The organism is Paenibacillus sp. JNUCC32, assembly GCF_014863545.1.
In the GTDB taxonomy this organism is placed as follows: domain Bacteria; phylum Bacillota; class Bacilli; order Paenibacillales; family Paenibacillaceae; genus Paenibacillus_AQ; species Paenibacillus_AQ lautus_A.
Map to the genome: position 1 here is coordinate 6,156,981 of NZ_CP062260.1, position 18,335 is coordinate 6,175,315.

Annotated in this window: 19 protein-coding genes and 1 riboswitch; all 19 genes read left to right on the forward strand. The window is 52.1% G+C overall.

Going from position 1 to position 18,335, the window contains the following annotated elements; all coding sequences use genetic code 11:
• Positions 1–62 precede the first annotated feature (62 nt).
• Positions 63–144: riboswitch (ZMP/ZTP riboswitch) on the forward strand.
• Positions 145–258: 114 nt separating this feature from the next.
• The 19 genes from rpiB to JNUCC32_RS27270 all read left to right on the forward strand — a co-directional run bounded on the left by rpiB (position 259) and on the right by JNUCC32_RS27270 (position 18,176).
• Positions 259–723 (forward strand): ribose 5-phosphate isomerase B, encoded by a 465-nt coding sequence (rpiB, locus tag JNUCC32_RS27180; protein ID WP_009590548.1) that lies wholly within the window; start codon positions 259–261, stop codon positions 721–723.
• An 80-nt stretch (positions 724–803) separates the two neighbouring features.
• Complete coding sequence (locus JNUCC32_RS27185; protein ID WP_009590539.1) at positions 804–1,388, forward strand: TIGR01440 family protein; 585 nt, start codon at positions 804–806, stop codon at positions 1,386–1,388.
• 90 nt (positions 1,389–1,478) lie between these two features.
• Positions 1,479–2,729, forward strand: a complete 1,251-nt coding sequence (gene glyA, locus JNUCC32_RS27190; protein WP_009590552.1) for a serine hydroxymethyltransferase — start codon at positions 1,479–1,481, stop codon at positions 2,727–2,729.
• Positions 2,730–3,064: 335 nt separating this feature from the next.
• Positions 3,065–3,694 carry a uracil phosphoribosyltransferase gene (gene upp / locus JNUCC32_RS27195; protein WP_009590550.1) on the forward strand — a complete coding sequence of 210 codons (630 nt, stop codon included), beginning with the start codon at positions 3,065–3,067 and terminating at the stop codon, positions 3,692–3,694.
• Between the two features lie 68 nt (positions 3,695–3,762).
• Positions 3,763–4,920, forward strand: a complete 1,158-nt coding sequence (gene wecB / locus JNUCC32_RS27200) for a non-hydrolyzing UDP-N-acetylglucosamine 2-epimerase (protein ID WP_096775855.1) — start codon at positions 3,763–3,765, stop codon at positions 4,918–4,920.
• A 175-nt stretch (positions 4,921–5,095) separates the two neighbouring features.
• On the forward strand, positions 5,096–5,326 hold the full coding sequence (locus JNUCC32_RS27205) for an AtpZ/AtpI family protein (protein ID WP_009590543.1): 231 nt from the start codon (positions 5,096–5,098) through the stop codon (positions 5,324–5,326).
• Positions 5,323–5,700: an ATP synthase subunit I gene (locus JNUCC32_RS27210; protein WP_015737749.1), complete on the forward strand. Its 378-nt coding sequence runs from the start codon at positions 5,323–5,325 to the stop codon at positions 5,698–5,700. The genes JNUCC32_RS27205 and JNUCC32_RS27210 overlap by 4 nt, the downstream gene beginning before the upstream one ends.
• A 35-nt stretch (positions 5,701–5,735) precedes the next feature.
• Positions 5,736–6,497, forward strand: a complete 762-nt coding sequence (atpB, locus tag JNUCC32_RS27215; RefSeq protein ID WP_009590537.1) for a F0F1 ATP synthase subunit A — start codon at positions 5,736–5,738, stop codon at positions 6,495–6,497.
• Between the two features lie 106 nt (positions 6,498–6,603).
• Positions 6,604–6,816: a F0F1 ATP synthase subunit C gene (gene atpE, locus JNUCC32_RS27220; RefSeq protein WP_007128780.1), complete on the forward strand. Its 213-nt coding sequence runs from the start codon at positions 6,604–6,606 to the stop codon at positions 6,814–6,816.
• 95 nt (positions 6,817–6,911) lie between these two features.
• Entirely contained in the window at positions 6,912–7,400 is a 489-nt protein-coding gene (atpF, locus tag JNUCC32_RS27225; protein ID WP_009590554.1) for a F0F1 ATP synthase subunit B, read from the forward strand.
• A complete protein-coding gene (locus JNUCC32_RS27230) occupies positions 7,397–7,942 on the forward strand; it encodes a F0F1 ATP synthase subunit delta (RefSeq protein ID WP_015737747.1) in 546 nt (181 codons plus the stop codon). The genes atpF and JNUCC32_RS27230 overlap by 4 nt, the downstream gene beginning before the upstream one ends.
• 18 nt (positions 7,943–7,960) lie before the next feature.
• Positions 7,961–9,475 carry a F0F1 ATP synthase subunit alpha gene (gene atpA / locus JNUCC32_RS27235; protein WP_015737746.1) on the forward strand — a complete coding sequence of 505 codons (1,515 nt, stop codon included), beginning with the start codon at positions 7,961–7,963 and terminating at the stop codon, positions 9,473–9,475.
• Between the two features lie 305 nt (positions 9,476–9,780).
• A complete protein-coding gene (gene atpG / locus JNUCC32_RS27240) occupies positions 9,781–10,641 on the forward strand; it encodes an ATP synthase F1 subunit gamma (protein WP_009590544.1) in 861 nt (286 codons plus the stop codon).
• A 116-nt stretch (positions 10,642–10,757) separates the two neighbouring features.
• Complete coding sequence (gene atpD, locus JNUCC32_RS27245) at positions 10,758–12,158, forward strand: F0F1 ATP synthase subunit beta (protein WP_009590553.1); 1,401 nt, start codon at positions 10,758–10,760, stop codon at positions 12,156–12,158.
• Positions 12,159–12,257: 99 nt separating this feature from the next.
• Positions 12,258–12,662 (forward strand): F0F1 ATP synthase subunit epsilon, encoded by a 405-nt coding sequence (locus JNUCC32_RS27250; protein WP_015737745.1) that lies wholly within the window; start codon positions 12,258–12,260, stop codon positions 12,660–12,662.
• A gap of 663 nt (positions 12,663–13,325) precedes the next feature.
• Entirely contained in the window at positions 13,326–13,580 is a 255-nt protein-coding gene (locus JNUCC32_RS27255; protein ID WP_192570393.1) for a DUF1146 family protein, read from the forward strand.
• A gap of 501 nt (positions 13,581–14,081) precedes the next feature.
• Positions 14,082–15,428, forward strand: coding sequence for a UDP-N-acetylglucosamine 1-carboxyvinyltransferase (murA, locus tag JNUCC32_RS27260; protein ID WP_176502510.1), 1,347 nt, complete (start codon positions 14,082–14,084; stop codon positions 15,426–15,428).
• A gap of 321 nt (positions 15,429–15,749) precedes the next feature.
• Entirely contained in the window at positions 15,750–17,324 is a 1,575-nt protein-coding gene (gene spoIID, locus JNUCC32_RS31650) for a stage II sporulation protein D (protein WP_228468834.1), read from the forward strand.
• Positions 17,325–17,435: 111 nt separating this feature from the next.
• Positions 17,436–18,176 carry a M23 family metallopeptidase gene (locus JNUCC32_RS27270; RefSeq protein ID WP_015737742.1) on the forward strand — a complete coding sequence of 247 codons (741 nt, stop codon included), beginning with the start codon at positions 17,436–17,438 and terminating at the stop codon, positions 18,174–18,176.
• The last annotated feature ends 159 nt before the right edge of the window (positions 18,177–18,335 follow it).

The window sequence follows — 18,335 nt, forward strand, 5'->3', positions numbered from 1 at the left end:
ATCTGGCTAAAAAAGCCGCTTGCCTTTCGCAGGGTATTGCTTTAAGATGAAGGTGAAAAACATGAATCCGATGTAACTGGCGACGAAGTGGATGAAACCACGATGGAGCATCGGAATATACGGCCGGTCGCCTGGGCAAAGAGCATTTGGAGCACAATACGTGCGCCGACTGCTCTTTTTTCGTCTTTTGCGTGGAGTTTGGGTTATAATGAAACAAGCTAAAACGCAAAAGCGAACATTCGAGGGGGTTTTTCATAGATGAAAATTGCATTGGGTACCGATCATGCCGGCATTCGTCTGAAAGAGGAGATCGTGGAGGTCATTCGGGGTCTTGGACACGAGGTGGAGGATCTTGGCTGCGGCTGTTCCGATTCCGTGGATTATCCCGATTACGCGCTTCCGGTGTGCGAGAAGGTGGTCTCGGGTGAAGCGGATCGGGGCATTCTGATCTGCGGAACGGGAATCGGCATGAGCATTGCCGCCAACAAGGTGCCGGGCATCCGTTGCGCGCTGACGCATGATGTATTTTCGGCCAAAGCCACGCGTGAGCATAATGACAGCAACGTGATTGCGCTGGGCGAGCGCGTCGTCGGCCCCGGGCTTGCTGCCGAGATCGTCAGCGCATGGCTGACAACGGATTTCAGCCAGGGCGAACGCCATGTCGGCCGCGTGAACAAGATCAAGGCCATCGAGGAGCGTTACCTGAAGAGCGAATCGCGATAGGTCAACGCGTAAGCTGCTGCGGTTATTGCGTATGGAATGAAGCATCTTCTGTGAAAAAAATTCATCGGGAGGACTGTGACATGACGGATATCTCCAAGGTTTCCTTGAGCGAACAGACGGCGCGGATCGTCCGCGAGCTGGCCGAAGCGGCAGCCTTAGGACCGGGCAAGGTGCTGGTCATCGGAGCCAGCACCAGTGAAGTGGTCGGACGCCGGATCGGCACGGGCGGCGCTCTTGAAACGGCGCAGCAGCTTCTTCAGGGCATTGCCGAGGTTCAAGCGGAATTCGGCTTCGCTGTAGCCTATCAATGCTGTGAGCATTTGAACCGGGCGCTAGTCATGGAGCGGGGACTGCTTGAAGAGCTGCGCCTGACGGAAGTGGCGGCTGTACCGATTCCGGGGGCGGGAGGCTCCATGGCCTCGGCGGCGTATCGGAGTATGAAGGAGCCCTGCCTTGCGGAATCCATTGAGGCCCATGCGGGTGTCGATATCGGCGAGACGCTGATCGGCATGCATTTGCGAAGAGTGGCGGTTCCGTTCAGGCCGAGCGAGCGTTATATCGGCGATGCGCGCGTAACGGCGGCTTACACCCGGCCGAAGCTGATCGGCGGAGAACGTGCCGTGTACCGGCTTGAGCAGCGGGATGATTCCACGCTGTGCGATTGATTCGAATGAGAGCCCGCTTTAGTCATTAGGTAAACTTGTAGTCTTGACTTGGCAAGAGAAAATAACGATTGATTATGGGAGGATATGAACATGATGGAACATTTGCGGAAGAATGACCCGGCTGTATTGGAAGCGATGGATTTGGAACTGAAGCGTCAACGCAGCAACATTGAGCTGATTGCCTCCGAGAACATCGTCAGCGAAGCGGTTATGGAAGCCATGGGGACGGTGCTGACGAATAAATATGCGGAAGGCTACCCTGGCAAGCGTTATTACGGCGGCTGTGAGCGAGTGGATATCGTGGAGGATATCGCCCGTGACCGCGCGAAGGAATTGTTCGGTGCCGAGCATGCCAACGTTCAGCCGCACTCCGGCGCCCAAGCGAACATGGCGGTGTATTTGGCTGCGCTCAAGCCTGGAGATACCGTGCTCGGCATGAACCTGGCCCACGGCGGCCATTTGACTCACGGAAGCCCGGTTAACGCGTCCGGCCTTCTGTACAATTTCGTTGCATACGGCGTGCAGGAAGACACGTTCCTTATCGATTACGACGAAGTCCGCAAAGCGGCTTTCAAACACCGTCCTCGTCTGATCGTGGCGGGTGCAAGTGCATATCCTCGCATCATTGATTTCGAGAAGCTTGCTGCCATCGCGAACGACGTAGGCGCATTGTTCATGGTCGATATGGCTCATATTGCGGGTCTTGTTGCCGCGGGTCTTCACCCGAATCCGGTTCCGCATGCCCATTTCGTAACCACCACGACACACAAGACCCTTCGCGGACCTCGCGGCGGCATGATTCTGTGCAAGAAGGCATGGGCACAGGCGATCGACAAAGCGGTGTTCCCAGGCTCCCAGGGCGGACCGCTCATGCATGTCATTGCTTCCAAGGCCGTTGCGCTTGGCGAAGCATTGGATCCGTCCTTCAAGACGTATGCAGAGAACGTCGTGAAGAACGCGAAAGTGCTGGCTGACACCCTGATCGAGGAAGGCCTGAACATCGTTTCCGGCGGAACCGATAACCATCTGATGCTGGTCGATACCCGCAATCTGGACATCACCGGCAAAGACGCAGAGAAGGTGCTGGATTCCATCGGGATTACCGTCAACAAGAACGCCATCCCGTTTGATCCGACGAGCCCGTTTGTCACGAGCGGTATCCGTATCGGTACGCCGGCAGTAACCTCCCGCGGCATGGATGAGCAGGCGATGGTGAAAATCGCGAAGATTATTGCCATGACCTTGAAGCAGCCTAAAGACGAAGCAACGCTGGAAAAAGCGGGCCGTTTGGTGGCTGAGCTTACGGATCAATATCCTCTCTATGCCGAAATGAAATATTAATCACAGTTTCGTCAGCATAAGAGGCCTATGATAAGAGGACCCCACCTGAAGGTGGGGTCCTCTTTTAGGAGCTGTCACATTCTGGCCAGATTGCTATGCTCGCATGCTCCCGGTCGGGTCGCTTGGCGGTGAGGATCAATATAGGCGAAAATGGAAAACCTAGGTGCAGGGCTGACGAAGATCCGGTTATAAGGTCAAAACTCACGGAAATAAACATGACTCGTGCAGGTGTCAATTGACTAGAGGGAATGATATAATAGACAGGATTTATGGAGCTCACAAGTATTTACGCCCATATTGAAATAACATTTGCATTCAAACCGGAGGGACCAGACATGGGAAAATTGGTGATTTGTGATCACCCGTTGATTCAACACAAACTTACATTTATACGCGATATGCGGACTAACACAAAAGACTTTCGCGAATTGGTAGACGAAGTCGCGACTTTGATGGCTTATGAAATTACGCGGGAGGTTCCTCTTGAATCGATATCCGTGCAGACACCGGTAGCTGAAACCCAAGGGAAGGTCATTTCCGGCCGGATGCTCGGCCTCGTGCCGATCCTGCGTGCGGGTCTTGGCATGCTGGACGGCGTGGTCAAGCTGCTTCCCGCTGCCAAGGTAGGGCATGTCGGATTGTTCCGCGACCCGGAAACGCTTCAGCCCGTGGAATATTATACGAAGCTTCCAACCGACGTGACAGAGCGGGAATTGATCGTCATCGATCCGATGCTGGCGACGGGCGGATCGGCCATCGCTGCAATCGACGTGCTGAAGAAGCGCGGCTGCACCCAGATCAAGATGATGAATCTCGTGGCTGCGCCGGAAGGCGTAAAGGCCGTGCATGACGTCCATCCGGACGTGGATATTTACGTTGCTGCTCTGGATGAAGGGCTCAACGACCATGGCTACATCGTACCGGGCCTGGGTGATGCAGGAGATCGGCTGTACGGCACGAAATAAGAGCCGAGCCAGTCATTCGTACGACTTGAATTGAAAAAACAAGCATGCAAAGAGGGGTAATTTCAAACATGTCAAAAGTGAAAGTGATGACGATATTTGGGGTCCGCCCCGAAGCGATCAAGATGGCGCCGCTTATTCTGGAGCTTCAGCGCCATCCGGAGCATATCGAATCGGTGGTTTGTGTAACTGCGCAGCATCGGCAAATGCTGGATCAGGTGCTTGACGTGTTCAAGATTGTTCCGGACTACGACTTGGACGTGATGAAAGACCGTCAGACGCTGAACGAGATCACCGTACGCGTTCTGGAGGGGCTTGAGCCTGTCCTGCGCGAGGCCAAGCCGGACATCGTGCTGGTGCACGGCGACACGCTGACAACGTTCCTGGCCAGCTATGCAGCCTTCCTGCAGCAGATTCAGGTCGGCCATGTAGAGGCCGGTCTTCGCACATGGAACAAGCTGAATCCTTATCCTGAAGAAATGAACCGTCAGCTGACCGGCGTGCTGGCCGATCTGCACTTTGCGCCGACGGACTGGTCTGCCGAGAATCTCCGCAAGGAGAATAAGCCGGAATCCCGCATTTACGTGACGGGCAACACCGCTACGGACGTGTTCCAGTATACGGTTCGGGAAGGATATACCCATCCGGTTCTGGATTGGGCACAGGGCAAGCGCCTAATCCTGATGACGGCGCACCGCCGCGAATCCCAAGGGGAGCCGCACCGTCAGATTTTTGAAGCGGTGAAGCGCATTGCCGACGAGTTCGAGGATATCGCCATCGTCTACCCTGTGCATCCGAGCCCTGCCGTCAAAGAGCCGGCTCACCGCATTTTGGGGAACCACCCGCGCATCAAGCTGATTGAACCGCTGGATGTCGTGGATATGAACAATATTTACACCCGTACGCATTTCATCATTACGGATTCGGGCGGCATGCAAGAGGAGGCTCCGTCCTTCGGCGTGCCGACGCTGGTGCTTCGGGACACGACGGAACGTCCGGAGGGCATTGAGGCCGGAACCCTGGAGCTGGTAGGCACCCAGGAAGAGAATGTGTACGAACGCATTAAGGCTCTGCTGACCGATCAGGAGCTCTATGACAAGATGAGCAAAGCCGCTAATCCTTACGGGGATGGACAAGCTTCCCAGCGAATTGTCAATGCGATTTTGCACCATTTTGGCATTCGAAAAGAGCGTCCTGAGGAATTTCACAGAATGTTCACAAAGGCATAGTTTACCGTATTCTGATTGGCAAGGGGACAGCATACAGTTGAACTGTACGGTTACCGCGGCGTTTTGCGCAATTTAGACTGCTCAAAACGCCGATTTTACACGGGAAATCCATCAAATCGATTCATTGACAAACTCTTGTTATATTCAGTAAAATGAGTTGGGATTAGAGGTTCATATGAAAAATCCGAAAAGTCAAGATAACCCTTGGTTGATAGCGCTATACATTAGCGGGGCGGGCGGTTTGCTTGCCGCTTACATTCTCATCGGTTTTTTTACCGGGCGATGGCTCATGAATCAGTTGGACGGGCCCAGAGTGTGGCTTGCCATTGGTACGCTTTCGGGGCTCTTTGTAGGGATTTTGAATATCGCTCTTCTCATTAAAAAGTTTTTGGGGGCGCAGGCGTGAATGATTTGACTTCCATTGTGAACGCTGTATTTAGAGTATCGTTACTCTTATTGTCTGCCTTGTTTCTCGGATGGGCTCTCTATCCGGAATTCCGCCCGATAATTATGGGGTTGATCATGGGCATGGCGGCGGGCTTGTTTAATGTACGCTTCCTCTCCATGAAAGTGCAGCAGCTGGCGCAATTGGCTGTCGATCCGGAACCGAAAAAGTACAACTTCGGCTTCATTACGAGATTGTGCATCGGGCTCCTGATTGTGATCTTCGCCGTAAAACTCGAACAGGTATCCCTAGGCGGTGCTATCGCCGGTCTGTTCATACCCCAATTGTTGACCATTCCTGTCAGCATTGTGTTCAGTTTGAGAAACAATCATTGATCAGCGCTAACTTGGAAAGGGGTGAAAACAATTATATGCATGATTCACCGATTATCAAACTTGGCGGATTGAATATTGACCTTTCGGCGGTCATAATGCTTCTCGTCACCTGTGTGGTGGTGTTCGTATTATGCCGGCTGGCGGTACGTAATCTATCTGTCGAAAACCCTTCCAAACTGCAAAACTTCATGGAATGGGTAGTGGAATTTGTGCAAGGCGTCGTAGCGAGTGCGATGGATCTGAAGAAAGGGAAAGCTTACATATCGTTGGGGCTTACTCTGATCCTGTTCATCTTTGTAGCCAACTTGCTGGGCTTGCCGTTCTCAATTATCACCGACTTGCCGGAGAACTTCACGGTCTTTGGTCAGCCAATCCTGGCTACACTCGGACTTGAACATGGCCACTATGCTCACGTATTGTGGTGGAAGTCGCCAACAGCGGACATTTCCGTTACGGCCGGTCTTGCGATCGTTGTATTCGTGCTCATGAACTACCTGGGCCTGAAGCTGAATCGCAAGCATTACCTGAAGCATTACATCGAACCGTTCCCGATCTTCCTGCCGCTCAATATCATTGAGAACCTGGCAAAACCTATCGCTCTGGCAATCCGGCTTTACGCCAACATTTTTGCCGGCGAGGTATTGATCACGGTGATTCTGAAAACCGGCTTCTGGGGCATTCCGTTCATGGCCGCATGGCAAGGTTTCAGTATCTTCATCGGTGCATTGCAGGCGTTTATCTTTACGATTTTGACAATGGTATACATCTCGCAAACTACGATTCACGAAGAGCATTGATCAACTCGGACGAATCCGCCGTAACAGCGGTGTTTTTCGAAAGAGATATTTTCTATAGTTTCACCAAATTTCAATTTTGAAACAATTTTAAGGAGGATATTTAACAATGGAATTTTTGGCAGCAGCTATTGCAGTAGGTCTGGGCGCCCTTGGCGCAGGTTTGGGTAACGGTATGATCGTAAGCAGAACAGTTGAGTCTATCGCTCGTCAACCAGAAGCACGTGGTCAATTGCAAACAACGATGTTTATCGGTGTTGGTATCGTAGAGGTTATTCCTTTGGCAGCTACTGTAATCGCGTTCTTGATCATGTTCTCTTAATAACAATACAACGGTTTGGCGGGGAGGGCCGATGCCATCCGCGCCTTCGTTTTGTTAGGCACCGCACTTCGTGTTGATGGAAAGGAGTGACCTCAATGACAATTCTTTGGGAAAATATGGTAATCACTATTATCGCGTTTGTTATTCTTTACCTCTTGCTTCAAAAGTTTGCGTTCAGCAAATTGTTCGGCATCATGGAGCAGCGTCGTGAGCTGGTCATGAGCCAGATGAACGAAGCGGCACAGACCCGCCAGCAGGCGACTGCATATGTAGAAGAGCAGAAGAAGGCACTGGAGCAAGCGCGTCAAGATGCTCACGAAATCATCGAGCGTTCCAGACAAACTAGCAACAAACAAGCAGAGCAAATTATGGAACAAGCTAAGGAAGAGGCGATTCGCCTGAAATCCGAAGCTGTTCGTGATATCGAGAATGAGAAGAAGAAAGCGGTCGAAGAGCTTCGCAGCGAAATCGGCAGCGTTTCCGTGAAGATCGCGACCAAGCTGATCGAACGTGAAGTCAAGAACGACCAAGCTCAAGAAGAACTGGTGGATCAATACCTTAAAGAGGTAGGAGGCAGACCATGAGCCAAAATACGGTAGCAGCCAAGCGGTATGCGCGGGCGCTGTTCGAAGTGGCGGCTCAGCAGCAGAAGGGTCTGGAAGTGGAAGAGGAATTGCGGGCTGTCGTGCATGCCATTGAAGGCGATGCCGACATCCAGAAATTCATCGCCACGCCGAATGTTCCCCAGTCCGTGAAGATGAACGTAATCAGCCAGGCGTTGGCAGGGAAGGTATCGCAGCCTGTATTGAACACGATCGAATTGCTTCTCGACAGAGGGCGTGCAGAAATGTTCGCAGAACTGCTGAACAGTTATGTGAAGATACAAGGTGCGAGCTTGGGTTTGGCAGACGCCACTGTGTACTCCACCTACCCGCTTAGCGATCAGGAAAAAGAACAAGTTGCTTCGGAATTCGGACAGTTAGCACATCAGAAGATCCGCGTGACCAATGTTGTGGACGAAAGTTTGCTCGGCGGCCTGAAAGTCGTCATTGGCGACAAGCTGTATGACGGAAGCATTGCCGGGAAGCTGGAACGTCTCGAAAAGTCTTTTAATAGACGAGCATAGTAGATAGGGGTGAAAACGTTGAGTATCAGACCTGAAGAAATCAGTACTTTAATCAAAAGTCAAATTGAAGAATATAAATCCGATATCACTGTCTCTGAAGTAGGTACGGTAATTCAAGTAAGTGACGGTATTGCTCGCGTGTACGGCCTGGAGAACGCGATGTCCGGGGAACTTTTGGAGTTCCAAAACGGCGTGTTCGGTCTGGCGCTGAACCTTGAGGAGAGCAATGTCGGTGTCGTTATCCTGGGACCTTACTCCGAAATCAAGGAAGGCGATCAGGTAAAGCGTACAGGACGTATCATGGAGGTTCCTGTAGGCGAAGCTCTGCTTGGACGCGTCGTGAATCCGCTGGGTCAGCCGCTTGACGGCAAAGGCCCGATCGAAGCGACTGCATTCCGTCCGGTTGAGAGCAGTGCACCAGGCGTTATCGACCGTAAATCCGTTCATGAGCCGATGCAAACCGGTATTAAAGCGATCGACGCGATGGTACCTATCGGCCGCGGCCAGCGCGAGCTGATCATCGGTGACCGCCAAACAGGTAAAACCACCGTTGCCATCGATACGATCCTGAACCAAAAGGGCAGCGGCGTTAAATGTATTTATGTAGCCATCGGGCAAAAGCAGTCCACTGTAGCACAGGTTGTTGAAACTCTTCGCCGTCATGGCGCGCTGGAGTACACGATCGTTGTTACGGCTTCGGCTTCCGAGCCGGCTCCGCTGCAGTACATCGCTCCATACGCAGGCTGCGCAATGGGCGAGTACTTCATGTACAAAGGCGAGCATGCGCTCATCATCTATGATGACTTGTCGAAGCAAGCGGCAGCATACCGTGAATTGTCCTTGCTCCTCCGTCGTCCTCCGGGTCGGGAAGCTTATCCGGGTGACGTTTTCTACCTGCATTCCCGTTTGCTGGAGCGTGCAGCGAAGCTCAACGATGAGCTTGGTGGTGGTTCATTAACCGCACTGCCATTTATTGAAACACAGGCTTCTGACGTATCTGCTTACATTCCAACCAACGTAATTTCGATTACGGATGGACAGATCTTCCTGGAGTCCGAGCTGTTCTACTCCGGACAACGCCCAGCGATTAACGTCGGTATTTCGGTATCCCGTGTCGGTGGTTCCGCGCAGATCAAGGCGATGAAAAAGGTTGCGGGCGGCATGAAGCTGGATCTTGCGCAATACCGTGAGCTCCAGGCGTTCTCCCAGTTCGGATCCGATCTGGACAAATCAACCTTGGCTCGTTTGAACCGTGGTGCAAGATTGATGGAAATCCTGAAACAGGGCGTGAACCAGCCGTTGTCCGTTGAACAACAGGTGGTTAGCTTGTACGCAGCCGTTAAAGGATATATCGATGATATCGAGGTTGCTGACGTGCGTCGTTTCGAGAGCGAATTCCTCGCGTTTATTGGAAGCAATAAACCGGAAATTCTTCAATCCATTACGGATACGAAGGATTTGACGTCCGACAACGAAAACGCGTTGAAAGCGGCAATCGATCAATTTAAGAAGGGCTTTGCCGCTTCGGTCTAAGCTCCTCAGGCAAGTAATAGGAGGGGAGCCGGGGTAAGCCCGGCATCCTCTTTCATCATATGGAATGTAGCTTTGGCTGTGACCAAAGTGGTTATTACAACAGATGTGGCTTTGGTCCTAGCCAAAGCTAAGTCTACCCGTACGAAGTAATTTTGGCCCCAGCCAAAGCGCGAATTGCTTACGAAGTAACTTTGGCTCCGCCAAAGTTAGGTGATTGCTTACGAAGTTAGCTTTGGCTTCGCCAAAGCTAGGCTGATGCTTACGAAGTAACTTTGGCTCCGCCAAAGTTTTAAGGTGGTGAAAACATGGCAAGAGGATTACGTGATATTAAGCGGCAGATCAAGAGTGTTCAGAACACAAGGCAGATCACCAAGGCGATGGAAATGGTTGCTGCTGCCAAGCTGAGAAGAGCTCAAGAGAAGGCGACCTCCGCGCTTCCATACTCCGAGAAGCTGAAAGAAGTGGTAGGCAGCATCGCTGCTGGAACCAAGGGAATCAGCCATCCGATGCTGGAGAAGCGCGAAGTGAAGAAAACCGGTTATCTGGTGATCACTTCAGACCGTGGTCTTGCGGGTGCTTCGAACTCCAATATTTTGCGTAAAGTATCGAATTTTATCGCAGAACGCCATCAGTCCAAGGATGAGTATTGCCTGTTTGTGATCGGACGTAAAGGACGGGATTATTTCCGCCGTCGTGGACTTCCGGTTGTTGAGGAGCTCACCGATTTATCCGACAGTCCGACCTATGCGGATATTAAGACCATCGCTAACGCGGCGGTTCACCAATACGAGCTGGGTCAGATCGATGAGTTATACCTGTGTTATAACCAATTCGTGAATGCCTTGACTCAGCTTCAGGAAATCTCAAAGCTTCTGCCGATGGAGAACATTGGCGGCGGGGAGAACCTGACTGGTTATGAGTATGAGCCGTCTCCGGAAGGCGTGCTGGAGGTTCTGCTTCCGAAATACGCGGAAACGCTGATTTTCAGCGCAATGCTCAATGCGAAGGCAAGTGAGCTTGGAGCGAAGATGACCGCGATGGGAGCAGCAACGAAGAATGCGAGCAAGTTGATCAACGAGTTGAACCTGACTTACAACCGTGCTCGTCAGGCTGCCATCACGCAGGAAATTTCCGAGATTGTGGGCGGAGCCAACGCTCAGCAATAATGCACGTTTGAATTCTTAACTTAGTATTTAACGGATATGCGGCGATGTGATGAACAGCCGCTTTTACGATCATCGTTCACCGCCAGAGGTGAACGGGTAGGAGGGAAAACGAATCAATGAAAAAAGGACGCGTTGTCAGCATTACAGGTGCTGTAGTTGACATTGAATTTGAGCGCGGTCATCTTCCCGAGATTTTTAATGCTGTCAAGATTGAAGCTACGTTGGAAGGCGGCCGCTCGGTTGATTTGACTTTGGAAGTATCCAATCATTTGGGTGATAACCTGGTTCGTTGTATCGCGATGTCATCCACGGACGGTCTCGTTCGCGGTATCGAAGCTGTGGATTTGGGCAGACCGATCACGGTTCCTGTAGGTTCCGCTACACTCGGACGCGTATTTAACGTATTGGGTGAGCCGATCGATAATGCAGGTGCCGTAGTGTCCGAAGTTAATAACCCGATCCACCGTGAAGCTCCTGCATACGATGAACTCTCCACGCAAGCAGAAATGCTTGAAACGGGGATTAAAGTTATCGACTTGCTAGCTCCATACCAAAAAGGCGGTAAAATCGGTCTCTTTGGCGGTGCCGGCGTAGGTAAAACCGTTGCGATCCAGGAATTGATCAACAACATTGCTCAAGAACACGGCGGTATTTCCGTATTCGCCGGCGTAGGTGAGCGTACTCGTGAAGGTAATGACCTTTACCACGAGATGAGCGATTCCGGCGTTATCAACAAAACCGCGATGGTATTCGGTCAGATGAACGAGCCTCCGGGTGCCCGTCTTCGCGTAGCGTTGACCGGCTTGACGATGGCGGAATATTTCCGTGACCAAGAAGGTAAAGACGTGCTTCTCTTTATCGACAACATCTTCCGCTTTACTCAAGCGGGTTCCGAAGTATCCGCCCTCCTGGGACGTATGCCTTCCGCGGTAGGTTACCAGCCAACGCTGGCATCCGAAATGGGACGCTTGCAAGAGCGGATCACCTCCACGAAAAAAGGTTCTGTAACATCCATCCAGGCGATCTATGTACCGGCGGATGACTATACGGATCCGGCTCCTGCTACGACGTTTGCTCACTTGGATGCAACGACGAACCTGGAGCGTAAAATTTCCGAGATGGGTATCTATCCTGCGGTAGATCCGCTGGCATCCAGCTCACGTATCTTGGCTCCGGAAATCGTTGGTGAAGAGCATTACAATGTAGCTCAAGGCGTTAAGAAAATTTTGGCTCGCTACAACGAGCTTCAAGATATCATTGCAATCCTCGGTATGGATGAGCTGAGCGAGGAAGATAAAGCGATCGTTGGACGTGCTCGTCGTGTTCAGCGTTTCCTTTCCCAGGCTTTCCACGTTGCCGAGCAGTTTAACGGCATTCCTGGTAAATATGTGCCGGTTAAAGAAACCGTACGCAGCTTTAAAGAGATCCTGGAAGGCAAGCACGACCACCTTCCGGAAGCCGCTTTCCTGTTCGTAGGTACGATTGAAGAGGCAGTTGAAAAAGCAAAAACATTGTAAGCTGACGCTCCGTGATCGGCAGACCGAAACAGTGCTCTCAGTGGGACTGTGAGGTCTGCTGCGCGAGTTTTCTGCGGAAAACGGTGAGGAGGGATGGAAGTGAGCACCATTTTGTTGGAAATCGTAACGCCGGACCGCTTGGTTTACTCGGAGCAGGTGAACAGTGTTACGGTGCGTGGGGTCGAGGGAGAGCTGGGCATTTTGCCTGGTCATATTTCCTTCGTTACGCCGCTTCAAATAGCGCCAGTCTTTGTGAAGATCGGCAACGAGAGAACCCCGTTTGCGGTACAGGGCGGTTTCGTCGAAGTCCGCAAAGATAAGATTGTCATCCTGGCGGAAAGCGCAGAGAGAGCGGGAGAAATCGATCTGGAGCGTGCGGAAGCCGCGAAGGAAAGAGCAGAGACTCGCCTGCATGCGAAGGGAAGACAAGATGAAGTTGACCATCGTCGCGCGGAATTGGCTCTGCAAAGAGCGATGAACCGGATTAAAGTGACGCGGAACTAACAATACAGCTTGGCTGCAATCTTGCAGCCAAGCTGTTTTTTGTTTACAGCATGGATAGGATTTCAGAGAAGCTGAATCCTGTTGCTCTGAATCGCAAGGAAAATTTCGATAAGCGGGGAAACCGCCGGCTGTTTTCTAGGAATCGCGTCGATTATAGTTAATTTTTTCATCGTTTAAAGGGTCAGAAGAGTAGGATGAATTTGCTAAAGCAGCTCTCTAACAGTGTCATATGAGGCTCTTGGAGCCTGCGATTCTATGAAATGTTGGATATCCCAAGTATCTAAGCCTTGCTTTTATAGAGTCGCAGCACAACATATAGCGTCTAAGAGAGAAAGGTCATTCCAAGAATTAACCATGCTGGAAGCTTTACCGGCCGCTAAGTTAGGGACCGGTAATTTTTTGTAATATAATAAGTATAAATAGGAGCATGGGGAATGAAACTATATCCATTCCTGGTGCTTCATTGGTTCATGATTGCGATAAGAACAGCATTTTGGACTTCGGCTAATGGCGCGTTCCTGATCGTTTTTGGGCAATGTCGATAAATTTTATTATTTCCGAGGAAATGTCGTATAGAAAGTGCTGGATTCTTAGGCTCCAGCCAAGTATTATAGAAGAGTCGGTCCTGAATGGGGCTGACAAATTCACGAAGGAGGAGGGAGTATGAATCAGGATGTATCCAATTCAATCGGTGCCGTCGGTGTTAGCGGATTGATATCGATTGTTGTTTCACTGGTCTGTATCGCACTGGCTTGGTGGGCATTACAACAAGTAAAGCTGGATTTGGTTGTCCGTCATCCGAAAGGGCCGCAGGGAAAGCTGCTGCATTTGCTGCTGGCGGTGGTGCTTGGACGATTCGTTGCTGAATTCCTAATTGACTATATTACATGGAGTCAAATGATCCGATATATGTTTTAAACGCGAAAGACGGGCGTGGTACATAACGTGTTGGAGCAGCTTGTTTTAAAGACATGAGTTGTAGGATGGTTATGTGTTCGGCAATCTTTTTACGTGTCTGTTTTAATTGCGGTATGAATGGTTATATCTCTGTTAGGTTGCTTCAGAAGAAGATGTCGAATAAACGCATTTTATTATGTTAACACTTAAATCAAGAAACTGATCGGGCGGACGCTATGACTTCCGGACTATAATGTTCACCCGGTAATTGTTGCGCATTGACAAGTGCTGGTCGGTCATGGTACCTTTCGTAGGTCCATACTGCGGATAACAGATGCTTCATAAGGTGGCATCATGGATTGTTCAATTCCTGATGTAGACACCGTATCAGATGTCATAAATAGTTCAAAAATCGCTTGTTTAGCGGAAAACACTAATGTTAAGATGAAAGTTAGGGAATTAGCAACACCTAATTACTAACACACGCAATCAGGAAAATTATGGACGCGGAGGGAAACCATGATGAGCAAATTTATCGTCCGCGGTGGCAAAAGACTGACCGGAAGCGTCAAAGTCAGCGGAGCAAAAAATTCAGTTCTTCCGATCATCGCTGCCTCTCTACTAGGGGAAGTTGGGGAAAGTGTTATTATTGACGCGCCTCCTCTTGACGATGTAATTACAATCAGCAAAGTATTGGAGTCGCTTGGTGCGGGCATTACATATCAGGATGAAGTGATACGTGTGAATGCAGAGCACATAACGACATGTGAAGCGCCTTATGAATGGGTGCGGAAGATGCGGGCGTCTTTTCTGGTCATGGGACCTTTATTGGCACGTTGTGGACGAACCCGGATTTCGCTTCCCGGGGGATGTGCTATCGGCACAAGACCCATCGATCAGCATCTAAAAGGATTTGAAGCTCTCGGGGCGGAAATCAGCCTCGGACAAGGATATATTGAAGCTAAGAGCAATGGCAGATTGCGCGGGGCAAAGGTCTATTTGGACGTTGCGAGCGTAGGTGCTACTGAAAATATTATGATGGCTGCCACATTGGCTGAAGGGACAACGGTTATCGAAAATGCGGCGAAAGAGCCGGAAATTGTCGATTTAGCGAATTACCTGAATGCGATGGGAGCCAAAGTTCGCGGTGCGGGCACGGGCGTGATCCGCATCGAAGGCGTTGAGAAGATGCATGGCGTGAAGCATAACGTGATTCCTGACCGGATCGAAGCAGGCACCTTTATGGCTGCCGCTGCGATTACCGGCGGGGACGTATACGTGGAAGGAGCCATTGCCGATCATCTCGGCCCTGTCATCTCCAAGATGGAGGAGATGGGGATCACCGTCGAGCCGGACGAGAACGGGATTCGCGTCATCGCTGACAAGCCGTTAAAGTCGGTGGATGTGAAAACCTTGCCTTACCCTGGATTCCCAACCGACATGCAATCGCAGATGATGGCGCTCTTGCTGGTGTCGGAAGGTACAAGTGTCGTAACCGAAACCGTATTTGAGAACCGCTTTATGCACGTGGACGAATTCCAATTGATGAATGCGGAGATCAAGGTGGAGGGACGTTCCGCCATCGTGACCGGCGGCGCGAAGCTGAAAGGAGCCAAAGTAACGGCAACGGATCTGCGTGCAGGGGCCGCCTTGATTTTAGCCGGTCTTGTCTCTGAGGGGACTACCGAAGTTGGCGGCGTTCAGCATATTGATCGCGGTTATGTTCATTTGGCGGAGAAGCTGTCCGGACTTGGCGCGGATATCTGGCGTATTTCGACGGAGGAACCGAGCACGGAGAAGGTTTCGAAGAAAGCGGCAACTGAAGCAGAGGACGCCAAACATTTTAAAGTGCAGCCAACCTGGGTATAACCGGGAGGCTGGATCTGTTCATTCAGAATAGATGCAATAAGTCATAGAAGGGGCTTTGCCGATGGAGGCAAGGCCTCTTCTTTTTTTGGGTATGCCATCATCATTGCAGGTACTCCTCCTCCTCTTATGTTGGGATTCCGGATGAATAGGAGACTCTTTGCTAGCTTGCTTGTAGTCAGCCGCAGCGTTTCTTCATCCATATACTTTTCCCGTCTCTTAGAATAGTTCTATCAAATGCCCGTATCTCATAAGTATAAGTAGAGCGTGATGGAGCATGAACGAGAGCCTATACCAGGGGAAAAGGCACAGGAGGGAAACGCAATGAAAGATTCGAAGGTTCGTGTGAATGTGAGCACCGCAGGGAACAAACGAGCGGTCGATTCAAAAGACGTTCGGAAAGAAGGAAGTGCTGAGTCGTATCAGGTGCCGTCCGAAGGATCGGCGGCTCCCGTGTTGAAGTGGAAATTTCCTGAGGGGCTTGAGAAGAAAGGCGGGCTGACAGAAGAACAAAGCCGTCGTTCGATACCGGATACAGAGGATATGGAGGAAGGGCCGCGCGGGCACCGCGGCCCGAGGAGCAGGCCGGACGCCTTCGGCGAGTCCGGCCATGGCCCGCGGGCGGCACAGACGCCGCCGCCCGAACGCCCTGCCGGCGCGCCTGCGTATGGCGCCGGGCCAGACCCCGGCGGGCCGGCGGCCATGCCGCAGGGCCCGCACTCCGCGGCCGAGCCGCAGCGCTTCGCGCAAGCGGCGCCGGGCCGCGTGCCGCGCGGCGGCCGCACGTTCCGTGTGCGGCCTGCGCGCTGGGGGCGCCGCGGCTTTGCCGCGCGGCGCCCGGCCGCCGGGAAGCGGCGGGTGCGGGTGCACCCCGCCGTCTGGGCGGTGGCCGGGCTGCTGGCCTTGGCGCTGGCGCTGCCTCTGCTGGTGGTTGCCCCCGGCAACAACGCACCAGAGCCGCTGCCGCCCGGGCCGGCCCCGCTGCCTTCCGCCGAGCCGCAGGCGGCGGAAGAGCCCACGGTATCCGTCTATGTAACCAAGACGGATACCGTGGAGGAGCTGCCGCTGGAACAATACCTCGTCGGCGTCCTGGCCGCCGAGATGCCGGCGGAGTTCCAGCTGGAGGCGCTCAAGGCCCAGGCCATCGCGGCACGAACCTATATCGTGCAGCGGCTGGCGTCCGGCGACCGCAGCGGCGTGCCGGACGGCAAGGCCCTGGTGACCGACACGGTCAGTCACCAGGCTTATATTGCCCAAGACGAGCTGACGAAGGAATGGCGTCGGCTGGGGAAGGAAGCCGAGCTGGCGAAGCTGCGGCAGGCCGTTAAGGAAACGGCGGGTGTGGTGATGACGTATGAAGGTAAGCCGATTACGGCTTCTTTTTTCTCCACCAGCAACGGGTATACCGAAAATTCAGAGGATTATTGGAAGAACGAGATTCCCTACCTGCGCAGCGTGGAGAGTCCATGGGATAAAAAGATTTCGCCCAAATACAAGACAACGGTCACGATGCCAAGGTCGGAGTTTATCGGGAAGCTTGGACTGGCGGATGGAGCCGTACCGGTATCGGCAGGCGGGGAAGGGGGTTCTTCTTTTTTGAAAGTGCTCTCGTATACGCAAGGCCATCGCATTGAGAGCGTACGGGTCGGCGGCAAAAAGTTCACCGGTCGCGAGGTGAGAGAGAAGCTGGGGCTCCGGTCCAGCCAATTCACCCTTCATATGAAAGACGGAGAGATTGAGATTACGACCTACGGCAACGGCCACGGAGTCGGCATGAGCCAGTACGGAGCAGAGGGCATGGCCCGCGAGGGATATGAAGCGAAAGCGATCCTGGAGCACTATTATACGAATATTTCTTTTGACAAAACTTCAAATCTTCTCTCTTTAGTTGCCCCTTGATTCACTCCGTGATCAAAAGACGACTTTTGGAACAACCTCTCAAAAAAATAATAGTGAGATAACGTATAAAAGAGTTGACCCCGGTAACAATGGTTACTGAGGTGATTGCAAATGAATGAACAGAACAAAAATAGTAAACCCCACGAAGAAACTCCTAAAACTGTGCAAGGAGATTCGGCGGTAACGTCATCTTCGTGGAAGAAAGCATTATCCAAACGGTGGGTGTTCCCGGCAGCATACTTAGCAGCAGCGGCAATTATACTAACCCTCGTGTGGGTCTACCAGGACGCCAGCCAAAAGACGCTGAACCCACAAGAGGAAGCAACAACCGTATCGGAATCGGTTCAAGGCTCGGAGAAGCCTGCTGCAACCGAAGGCAATGACGGAGAGGCTGTAGAAGTGACGGCTAATGCGCAAGCGATGATCTGGCCGGTAGCGGACGACGTGGCGGTGAGCATCGTCAAACCTTACTTTGACGAGACGAATCCGGAGACCCATCAAGAGGCAATGGTGCAATATAACGACACCTTCACGCCGAATCTGGGAATCGACTTGGCTGCCGCCGATGACACGATGTTCGAAGTTAGAGCCGCGCTTACGGGTAAAGTGACCCGGGTCGAGAATCATCCGGTCAATGGCAACGTCGTGGAGATTACCTCCGGCGATACGAAAACCGTGTACCAAAGCTTGAACGAAGTGAAAGTGAAGGAAGGCGCTGAAGTGAAGCAGGGCGATTCCATCGCGACGGCCGGACGCAGCGAGCTTGAGAAGGATCTCGGCAACCACGTGCACTTTGAAGTGTATGAGGGCGGGAAACTGGTCAACCCTGTGAGCGTGCTTCCGCAAAAATAATTTCATTTCTTCGTCATATGCGCCCACCGCGCACTTGAAGAGGCAGGATCTTGGGATCCTGTCTTTTTTTTGCTGCGGGTTCGGATGGCAAGTCCAACCCTTGCTGCGCCTTGTTTTATGGAGTTGTTCTGCTTGTCCGCGATCGGCATGTCCAGAAAA